Raw genomic sequence first — 9849 nt, 5'->3', positions numbered from 1 at the left:
TCATATGCTGTTTAACCAGCGTCTGATATCGGCGGGTAAGGCGAGAGTCAATCCCGCCAACAGATAGGTTGAAATCATTCTGCAAAGTAATAACAGGTATCACGATAAATGTGTAGATACCTATGCCGTATGGGCGGGTCACCAGTCGCTGATCGCAGATAATCAACGCGCCACGGTCATCGCTGTCGCGTATCAGCCGGCCGCCCCCCTGCTTCAGGGCGATGACCGCCTCCGGGATCTGTACCTCGGCGAACGGATCGCCGCCGCGCAGCTGGCAATCCTCAATACGAGCCTTCAGCAGCGGATCGTCCGGGGCGGTAAACGGCAGTTTATCAATGATAACGCAAGACAAAACATCGCCGCGCACGTCTACCCCTTCCCAAAAACTGTTGGTGGCCACCAGCACCGCGTTACCGGCGTCCACAAACTGGCGCAGGACTTCGCGCTTGCTGGTTTCGCCTTGTACCAGCACCGGCAAGGTCAGCGAGGCGCGAAATTCCACCGCCAGATCGCGCATCATCTGATGCGAGGTACACAGAAAGAAACAGCGGCCGCGGTTGGCGATAATCACCGGCAGCAGCATCCGCGCCAGTTTTTGCGCCGCGCCGCGCTCCCGTGGCTCCGGCAAAAAGCGCGGCACGCACAGTAACGCCTGGGCGGCATAATCAAACGGACTGGCGAGCAGCAGGGATTTAGCGTTCTCAAGCCCCATACGCTGGGTGAAGTGATCTAATTGGTCATTCACCGACAACGGCGTTAGCGCCAGCAAAAAATGGCGCGCGTTACATTCATACCAATAGCTGAATCCCGGCTCGCTGGTGTTGCGCAGGCGTTTGAGCCGGGCGCGGTAAAGGGTTGCGCGCTCAAACGCGGCATCCAGCAGCGCCGAGCGGCCCAGCGCCAGCTTCGCCACGTCATGGCATAGCTCCAGCGCATCATCCAGCAGCACCAGCGCGCGCTGCACCGCCGGCTGCGCCAGTACGTCGCGCAGATTACCGCGAAACCCGGGTTCCCCCAGCGCCAGGCGAAAATCCTGGGCGCGGAACGAAAGCTGATCGGCGCTCTTTTGCAACTGCGCCATGTCGCGCACATCGGTCCGGTAGGCCAGCGTCATATCGCGCGCCAAATCCAGCATATGGCGGCGGGTCAGCTGCTGGCCGAAATAGTGACTGGCGATATCCGGCAGTTGATGCGCTTCGTCGAAAATCATCACATCGCCGCGGGGGATAAGCTCCCCGAAACCGCTTTCTTTGACTACCATGTCCGCCAGGAACAGATGATGATTGACCACCACCACATCCGCATCCATTGCCCGGCGGCGCGCCTTGACCACAAAGCACTCTTTGTATTCGGGGCAATCGCTGCCGAGGCAGTTGTCGTTAGTGCTGGTCACCAGCGGCCAGATGGGGCTGTCTTCGGGTATGCCGCCGCAATTAGCGATGTCGCCATCCTCGGTTTGCGACGCCCAGGCGCGTACCTGACTCAGCGCATCAAGCGTTTCCGCCGTCAGCGCGCCGCCCGCCGCCGCATGCTGCGCCATCCGTTCCAGGCACAGGTAGTTGGCGCGCCCTTTCAGCAGGGCCAGTTGCCCGCGGTATGACAGCGCCTGCGCGATACGGGGCAGATCCCGGGCGTAGAGTTGATCTTGTAGCGCCTTCGAGCCGGTGGAAATGATCACTTTTTTATCGGCGCGCAGGGCGGGCACCAGATAGGCATAGGTCTTACCGGTGCCGGCCTCCACCACCAGCGGTTGCTGCGCGCCGATGGCGTCACGAATGGCTTCAGCCATAAGGCGCTGGGACTCCCGCGGTTTGAAACCGTTCAGAGCTTTCGCCAGCACGCCTTGAGGCATAAAATCGTCTGTCACATTCTCTCCCGCGCACGCGCGTTGCCCTGTTTTACCTACCACGCCCAAACGGCCATGGTTCGTCGTTATGCGTAAACGCGTCAGCCATCGCCATCGGGCAGCTGGGCTTCCCGCGCCGGTATGGTATGCTGTTGTTTTCACTCAACCACTGAAAGGAAATGCAATGACCCTCCAGCGTATTGATGCCGGCGCCCGTATGTCCGATGCGGTGATTCACCATCAAACCCTCTATTACACCAGCGTGGCGGCGGATGCCGCGCTTGATGAAGACATTACCGGCCAGACCCGCAGCGCGCTTGCCGCTGTCGACGCCATGCTGGCACGCTGCAACACCGACAAACGCCGCCTGGTGGATGCCACCATTTTCCTGCCTGACGCGGCGGATTTCGCCGCGATGAATGCGGTATGGGATACGTGGGTCGAGGCCGGCAGCGCGCCGGTGCGCTGTACGGTTCAGGCGGGCCTGATGAATCCGCGCTATAAAATCGAAATCAAAATCGTCGCCGCATTGTCATAACGGCGGACCACCCTGCGCTTACTCATCATCGGGGTTGCTATCATAGGGATCCGTCTCGGCACGCGCCGACGGCGTCTCAAGCGCTTCGGTATCGTCTTCTTCCTCCCAGCGCAGGGTGACCCTTTCGCCGATGTGGTCGGCGCGCAATTCGCGTGCCACCTGTACTATCGCCTCGCCGCTGCTCATTCCTTCGGCCATTAACGCCTGGATCCGCTCTACGGCCTGTTGCTGCTGCTCATGGGTCAACGCGGGCATATCGTTTAACATAATTGTCTCTGGGTCACGGCGATTTAGCTGATTATCTCACGACGCGGCCGGTTACGCCATGACGTGGAGTTATGCTAGGATCGCACCATAAACTCACCACGTACGCGGGCAGGATGCCGACGCCGCGACGCTCGGGAACAGGCGCTTAGCCATGCAGCCACAACTGACAGCATTACCCTACCGGCCCGATGCCGTGCTGGACTATTTTACCCCTTTGGCCGACCAGCCCTGGTCGATGCTGCTGCATTCCGGCCATAGCGACCACCCCGACAGCCGTTACGATATTCTGGTGGCCGCACCGGCGGTGACGCTGGTCACACGTGACGGCGTCACTGAAATTGGCCGGGGGGACACATGCGAGTGCCGGGATGACGACCCTTTTGCGCTGGTGCAACAGCAGCTGACGGCCTCGGGCATGATGGCGTCGCCGGACGCGGAATTACCGTTTCAGGGCGGCGCGCTTGGGTATTTTGGCTATGATCTTGCCCGCGGCATCGAAACCTTGCCGGTATTGGCGCAACAGGATCTCCCGCTGCCGGACATGGCGATTGGGATTTACCGCTGGGCGGTGGTGGCCGACCATCTGCGCCGGTCGCTGACGCTGGTCAGCCACGACGATCCCGCCCCCATCCTTGCCCGGTTGACCGCTGCGGCGCCCCCGTCGCCCGCGCCGTTTCACCTGCTCGGTCCCTGGCGCGCCAATATGAGCCGCGCCGACTATGGCGACAAATTCCAGCAGGTGCAGCGGCACCTGCTGGCGGGTGACTGCTATCAAGTCTGTCTGTCACAGCGTTTCAGCGCCCCCTGCGCGGGGGATGAATGGCCGGCGTTCCGCCTCTTGCTGGCCCATAATCGGGCGCCCTTCTCGGCGTTCATACGCCTGGCGAACCAGGCGGTGCTCAGTTTGTCGCCGGAACGTTTCCTGCGCCTGCGCGACGGCGAGATCCAGACCCGCCCCATCAAAGGAACCTTACCCCGGCTGGCGGATGCCGACGCGGACCTTCAGCAGGCGGCACGGCTGGCCGCTTCCGCCAAAGATCAGGCGGAAAATCTGATGATAGTGGACCTGTTGCGCAACGACATTGGCCGCGTGGCGCAGCCCGGCAGCGTGCGTGTGCCGTCGCTGTTTGCCATCGAGACGTTTACGGCGGTGCATCATCTGGTCAGCACCATCACCGCCGCCTTGCCGGACGATCGTACCCCCTGCGACCTGCTGCGCGCCTGCTTTCCCGGTGGCTCCATTACCGGCGCGCCAAAGGTGCGGGCAATGGAAATCATCGAACGGCTCGAACCACAGCGCCGCAGCGCCTGGTGCGGCAGTATCGGCTATATCAGCTGCTGCGGCGCGATGGATACCAACATCGCCATTCGCACGCTGCTGGTCGCAGACCGGCACATCCACTGCTCTGTCGGCGGCGGTCTGGTCGCCGACAGCGACGAAGAAGCGGAATACCAGGAGACGCTGGCGAAAGTGGCCTCGCTCCTGCCTTTGTTGGAACGGCTGCATGCCTGAGTCTGTGATAGCGCGCCCGCTGCGGCTGACGGAGTTTATCACCCGTTTCCAACTGCTGCTGCCGGATACCCGCCACGCCAGCTACCACCGCCGGCAGGCGGCGGTGCTGGTTCCGATTATCTGCCATGCCACGCCGACGCTGCTGCTCACCCGCCGCGCCGCGTCTTTGCGCAAACACGCCGGCCAGGTTGCCTTTCCCGGCGGCAGCGCCGATGCAAGCGACGCTTCTGCCATCGCCACCGCGCTGCGCGAGGCGCAAGAAGAAGTCGCAATCGATCCGCGCCAGGTGCGGGTGCTGGGACAACTGCCGCCGGTGGACAGCAGCAGCGGCTTTCAGGTCACCCCCATCGTCGGCCTGCTGGCCCCCGGCGGACGTTTTGTCGCCAGCGAGGCCGAGGTGGCGGAAATATTTGAAATCCCTCTGACCGACGCGTTGTCGCTGGCGAGCTATACGCCGCTGGATATTGAGCGGCAAATGCAGACCCGGCGGGTATATTTCTCCTGGTACCGACAACACATGATCTGGGGCATGACCGCCCAAATTCTCTATCGTCTGGGTCAACATATCCGGCCGCCGACCGAATAATGGGAGCCAGCTCCCTTTAACGGCACGGAGTCCTTTTCATTTCCTTTTTTCCCGCTAAAATCCCCGCCAAGCGACATTAGGCAGAATATAACACTAATAGTATATTGTTAATTGGCATTTAATTTTACTACTACATGCAAATTTCGCGCGATGATCGGTGCCGCAGGGGCGATGAGAGCAGCTGGTGTCAGAATTTTGACATTAGTTTATTTCATGCGAAAACGCACCTGTAACCCCCGTTCAACTATTACAATCAGGTCGATGCCACCTGCCCGTTGCCTTATAAAATATAAAGGAGAGCAACCGTGATCAGCGTTTTCGATATGTTCAAAATTGGTATCGGTCCGTCCAGTTCCCATACGGTAGGCCCGATGAAGGCCGGTAAACAATTTGTGGACGATTTGGTCGAAAAACATCTGCTGACGTCCGTCACCCGTATCGCCGCCGAGGTTTACGGCTCACTGGCCCTGACCGGCAAAGGGCACCACACCGATCAGGCAATCATTCTCGGTCTGGCCGGCAACAGCCCCGATACGGTGGCCATCGACGCGACGCCGGCGTTTTTACGCGACGTGGCGGAGCGTGAACGGCTGATGTTGGCGGGAACACCCCATGAAGTGGATTTTCCACGCGAAGGCGGCATGGTGTTCCATCACAGCAATCTGGCGCGGCACGAAAACGGGCTGCGCATCCACGCCTTTGCCGGCGATCGCTGCGTCTACAGCCAGACCTATTATTCAATTGGCGGCGGATTTATCGTCGAGGAAGCGCAGTTCGGCCTTGAGGTGACCTGCGAGCGCAGCGTGCCTTACTCTTTCAACAGCGCCCAGCAATTGCTGAATCACTGCCGGGACACCGCCCTGTCGGTTTCCGGTCTGGTATTGCACAACGAGCTCGCGCTGCACGATCGTGCGGTGATAGACCGCTATTTTGCCAACGTCTGGCAAACCATGCGCGCCTGTATCGATCGCGGTATGAATACCGAGGGCGTGCTGCCGGGGCCGCTGCGGGTGCCGCGCCGCGCCGCCGCGCTCAGGAGGATGCTTATCGCCGGCGATAAGCACTCCACCGACCCCATGCAGGTGGTGGACTGGGTCAATATGTTCGCCCTGGCGGTTAATGAAGAAAATGCCGCCGGCGGACGGGTCGTCACCGCGCCCACCAACGGCGCCTGCGGCATCGTGCCCGCGGTCCTGGCTTACCATGACCACTTTATCGAACCCGTATCGGCCGACATCTGGCTGCGGTATTTCCTCGCCAGCGGCGCTGTCGGGATTTTGTACAAAATGAACGCCTCGATTTCAGGCGCCGAAGTCGGCTGTCAGGGCGAGGTGGGCGTGGCCTGTTCCATGGCGGCGGCCGGACTGACGGAGCTGATGGGCGGCAGCCCGGAACAGGTGTGCGTTGCGGCGGAAATCGGTATGGAGCACAATCTCGGACTGACCTGCGACCCGGTGGGCGGCCAGGTGCAGGTACCGTGCATCGAGCGTAACGCTATCGCCTCGGTGAAGGCGATCAATGCCTCCCGCATGGCGCTGCGCCGTACCAGCGCCCCGCGGGTATCCCTCGATAAGGTGATCGAAACCATGTACGAAACCGGCAAGGACATGAATGCCAAATACCGTGAAACCTCGCGCGGCGGTCTGGCTATCAAGGTGCAGTGTGACTGAGAAACACGGCGGCTGAGCCCGTAAGCGCTACGGCGGCGCTTACGGGGTTTGCGTTACTCTTCCTCATCATCGTCGTGGCGCGACGCCAGACGTTCAATCCATACCAGCTCGATACGGTACTCGACCATCTGGCGAATGGTAAACCGCCACTCGTCAAGCGTCACCACGTCCCCTTCCACCGGCATTTGATCGCACTGCGACAGCAGCAAACCTGCCAGCGAGGCGACGTTGTCCCGCCCGCGCGCCAGCGCCTGGGTGTCCAGCGCCTGCTGTAAGGCGTGCAGGTCGGTACTACCCTTCGCCAGCCAGCCGCCCTCATGAACTTCAATTTCCGGCGTTTCATCCTCGTCAGGAAACTCGCCGGCAATCGCTTCCAGCACGTCCAGCGGCGTCACCAGCCCTTGCACCACACCGAATTCGTTGGACACCATCACCATGCTGCCTTTCGCCCGGCGCAACTCCTCCAGCAGCTTCAGCACATCCAGTGTTTCCGGCACCACAATCGCCGGGTTGGCGGCCGCGTAAGCTTTGACCTGCTCGCCGTTATCCACCGCCGCCATCAGGTCCTTGGCGCGCACGATACCGATAAGCTGATCCAGCTCGCCGTTACAGACCGGAAACATATTATGCGGCGTGTCCATTAAGGTCGCGCGCAATTCCGCAACCGGCCGCTGGCAGTCCAGCCAGGTAATTTCGTTGCGTGGGGTCATAACGCTGCGCAAGGTCCGCGAGGCCAACGACAGCACGCCGGTAATCATGTGGCGTTCCTCTTCGGCAAAGTGCGCCTGTTTAAAGGCTCTGGCCGAATCGTCCTCGCCGGTTTCACGCTGCGCCCTGCCGCCCATCAGCCGCATAATCGCCTCAGCGGTGCGTTCGCGCATCGGCTTAACGGACTGATTTTTGATAAAATTGCGCCGCGCTATTTGGTTAAACATCTCGATTAGGATCGAGAAACCAATGGCGGCGTACAGGTAGCCTTTCGGAATATGAAAGCCAAACCCTTCAGCAATCAGGCTGAGGCCTATCATCAGCAAGAAGCTGAGACACAGTACCACCACGGTTTGATGACGGTTAACGAAACGGGTCAATGGACGGGACGCCAGCAGCATAATCGCCATGGCGATGATAACCGCCGTCATCATTACCGGCAGATTGTTGACCATCCCTACCGCCGTAATCACCGCATCCAGGGAAAACACCGCGTCGAGGATGACAATTTGCACCACCACCGCCCAAAAGCTGGCATACCCACGGCCGGCGCTGCTGTCGTGTTCTTTATTTTCCAGGCGTTCATGCAGCTCCGTGGTGGCTTTGAACAACAGGAAAATACCGCCAAGCAGTAAGATAAGGTCGCGGCCGGAAAAGGAAAAGTCCCACAAGGTAAACAGCGGCCGCGTCAGCGTGACTATCCATGATATTAGCGACAAAAGGGCCAGACGCATGATAAGCGCCAGCGAAAGACCCACTACCCGCGCGCGATCGCGCTTTTTGGGCGGCAGTTTGTCCGCCAGGATCGCAATAAAGACCACGTTGTCTATGCCGAGAACGATCTCCAATACGATCAAGGTCAGCAATCCCACCCAAATTGAGGGGTCCATTAAGAATTCCATCACAGGCTCCGTAAGGTGTTCAGGTTGTCGTTATGACAGGGTTAAACCGCATCTTTGCCGGCAAACGCGCAGGGGCAAGCCGCCAAGAGGCAAACGTTCTTGGGAGCGGGATCAAACATGACGAAAGATGATCCAGCGCGAGGCGCCAGTGGGAGAAGACGAGTGGCCGCGCAGGCGGACAAAAATTGATGAAACGGCTTCGGTGACAGTCCATCGGAGGGCTGTTTGCTCCTTTTATAATTTAAACGCTTTACTGTATCAGGGATTCCCCGTCCGGCACAAAACTTTTTCACTTCAGGCCGTTTGTTCATTTCCAGCTACACTCTTTTGTGCGCTTCTACCGATTCCGGTAGCCAAATAACTGAGCGCCGTCACAATTTTTATTTTTTTACACACTAAAATAAATCGCGATTTACTTATGATCGTCCGAACCAATAACTGAAGCAGATCAATCTGTAGAACGGACATCCGTCAGGGCAGGCATCGTTCCTGACGTTGCAGTTATACCACCAAAGAGTTAGGGCCCTCGACACACCATTCGTGCGGGGCGCATAACCCATTTTGTCAATAGAGGAGGTATCCAGTGAGTATTGCTATTGTTATTGGCACTCACGGGTCAGCGGCCGAGCAATTACTGAAAACGGCTGAAATGATTTTAGGCGCACAAGACAACGTCGCCTGGATCGATTTCGTCCCAGGCGAAAACGCTGAAACATTGATCGAAAAATATACCGCCCGTCTGGCGGAACTTGATACCACAGCAGGCGTACTCTTTCTGGTCGATACCTGGGGAGGCAGCCCGTTTAATGCCGCCAGCCGGATTGTCATCGATAAAGAAAATTACGAAGTTGTGACCGGCGTCAATATCCCCATGTTGGCCGAAACCTTCATGGCGCGCGACGATAATCCCGCTTTCCAGGAACTGGTCGGGATTGCTGTGGAAACCGGACGTATCGGCGTGAAAGCGTTGAAAACCCCGGAACCGGAGCAGGCCGCGCCTGCTGCCGTGCCCGCACCCGCCGTCGCACCGGTCGCGAAAGCCGCACCGGTGGCTAACGGTCAGGGCGGCCATATGAGTATCGGTTTGGCGCGCATCGATGACCGCTTAATCCACGGCCAGGTGGCAACCCGCTGGACCAAAGAAACCAACGTTAAACGCATCATCGTGGTCAGCGACGAAGTGGCCGCGGATACGGTGCGCAAGACCCTGCTCACCCAAGTGGCACCTCCGGGCGTCACGGCTCACGTGGTGGATGTGGCGAAAGCTATCCGCGTCTACGACAACCCGAAATATGCCAACGACCGCGTTATGTTGTTATTTACCAACCCCACCGATGTGGTGCGTTTGGTCGAAGGCGGTGTTGCCATTACTTCAGTCAATATCGGCGGCATGGCCTTCCGCCAGGGCAAAACCCAGGTCAACAATGCCGTATCGGTAGACGAAAAAGACATCGAGGCATTTAACAAACTCAACGATCGCGGGATTGAGCTGGAAGTGCGTAAAGTATCCAGCGATTCCCGGTTGAAGATGATGGATTTGATTAAAAAACTGAATAACCCCGAGTTTATTAGAGAGTAATTTTGGCAATACTACGCCGCTTCCTCTGATGCTAATTGCAAAGCGTAATAGTTCATTTCGGCTTCAGTAGGAGGGATGTAACCCAGCCGCCCGAGCAGCCTTCTGTTGTTGTACCAGTCCACCCAGTCCAGCGTGGCCAACTCCACTTCCGTCCGGTTTTTCCAGCTCCCGCGGTGGATAACCTCCGTTTTGTACAACCCGTTGATACTCTCTGCCATCGCATTATCGTAGGAGTCGCCG

Annotated in this window: 8 protein-coding genes and 1 pseudogene; 5 read left to right on the top strand and 4 right to left on the bottom strand. The window is 58.8% G+C overall.

Annotation, left to right across the window (positions count from 1 at the left end; all coding sequences use genetic code 11):
• The coding region (locus CINSTRO3249_RS08750; RefSeq protein WP_084790164.1) for an ATP-dependent DNA helicase at positions 1–1867 on the bottom strand (1867 nt) is incomplete at its 3' end.
• 163 nt (positions 1868–2030) lie between these two features.
• Between CINSTRO3249_RS08750 and CINSTRO3249_RS08745 the strand changes: the two genes are divergently transcribed.
• Entirely contained in the window at positions 2031–2384 is a 354-nt protein-coding gene (locus CINSTRO3249_RS08745; protein ID WP_074013000.1) for a RidA family protein, read from the top strand.
• Between the two features lie 90 nt (positions 2385–2474).
• On the opposite strand, the pseudogene CINSTRO3249_RS08740 reads toward CINSTRO3249_RS08745, so the two are convergent.
• Positions 2475–2651, bottom strand: a pseudogene (locus CINSTRO3249_RS08740) (YoaH family protein); the annotation flags it as partial.
• Positions 2652–2802: 151 nt separating this feature from the next.
• Here CINSTRO3249_RS08740 and pabB point away from each other — a divergent pair.
• From pabB to CINSTRO3249_RS08725, 3 genes are all read left to right on the top strand, one after another.
• Positions 2803–4164, top strand: coding sequence for an aminodeoxychorismate synthase component 1 (gene pabB / locus CINSTRO3249_RS08735; RefSeq protein WP_074012998.1), 1362 nt, complete (start codon positions 2803–2805; stop codon positions 4162–4164).
• Entirely contained in the window at positions 4157–4750 is a 594-nt protein-coding gene (locus tag CINSTRO3249_RS08730; protein WP_074012997.1) for a CoA pyrophosphatase, read from the top strand. Before pabB ends, CINSTRO3249_RS08730 begins: the two co-directional genes overlap by 8 nt.
• A 305-nt stretch (positions 4751–5055) precedes the next feature.
• The gene (locus CINSTRO3249_RS08725; RefSeq protein ID WP_074012996.1) at positions 5056–6420 is read left to right on the top strand and encodes an L-serine ammonia-lyase; all 1365 of its coding nucleotides are present in this window, start codon (positions 5056–5058) and stop codon (positions 6418–6420) included.
• A 53-nt stretch (positions 6421–6473) separates the two neighbouring features.
• On the opposite strand, the gene CINSTRO3249_RS08720 is transcribed toward CINSTRO3249_RS08725, so the two are convergent.
• On the bottom strand, positions 6474–8030 hold the full coding sequence (locus CINSTRO3249_RS08720) for a TerC family protein (RefSeq protein ID WP_074012995.1): 1557 nt from the start codon (positions 8028–8030) through the stop codon (positions 6474–6476).
• A 583-nt stretch (positions 8031–8613) separates the two neighbouring features.
• On the opposite strand from CINSTRO3249_RS08720, the gene manX reads away from it, so the two are divergent.
• Positions 8614–9609, top strand: coding sequence for a PTS mannose transporter subunit IIAB (gene manX / locus CINSTRO3249_RS08715; protein ID WP_074012994.1), 996 nt, complete (start codon positions 8614–8616; stop codon positions 9607–9609).
• An 11-nt stretch (positions 9610–9620) separates the two neighbouring features.
• Here the strand turns inward: manX and CINSTRO3249_RS08710 are convergent.
• Positions 9621–9849: integrase core domain-containing protein (locus tag CINSTRO3249_RS08710; RefSeq protein ID WP_143146879.1), on the bottom strand; the 229-nt coding region annotated here is incomplete at its 5' end.

The sequence above is a fragment of the Candidatus Sodalis sp. SoCistrobi genome, assembly GCF_900143145.1.
Classification (GTDB): domain Bacteria; phylum Pseudomonadota; class Gammaproteobacteria; order Enterobacterales; family Enterobacteriaceae; genus SoCistrobi.
Note: the sequence above shows the minus strand (reverse complement) of the source record. Positions and strands in the feature narration are given on the sequence as shown.

Coding starts and splice junctions, on each gene's coding strand:
- CINSTRO3249_RS08720 (WP_074012995.1), bottom strand. CDS start 8,030: ATGGAATTCTTAATGGACCCCTCAATTTGGGTGGGATTGCTGACCTTG.
- pabB (WP_074012998.1), top strand. CDS start 2,803: ATGCAGCCACAACTGACAGCATTACCCTACCGGCCCGATGCCGTGCTG.
- CINSTRO3249_RS08730 (WP_074012997.1), top strand. CDS start 4,157: ATGCCTGAGTCTGTGATAGCGCGCCCGCTGCGGCTGACGGAGTTTATC.
- CINSTRO3249_RS08745 (WP_074013000.1), top strand. CDS start 2,031: ATGACCCTCCAGCGTATTGATGCCGGCGCCCGTATGTCCGATGCGGTG.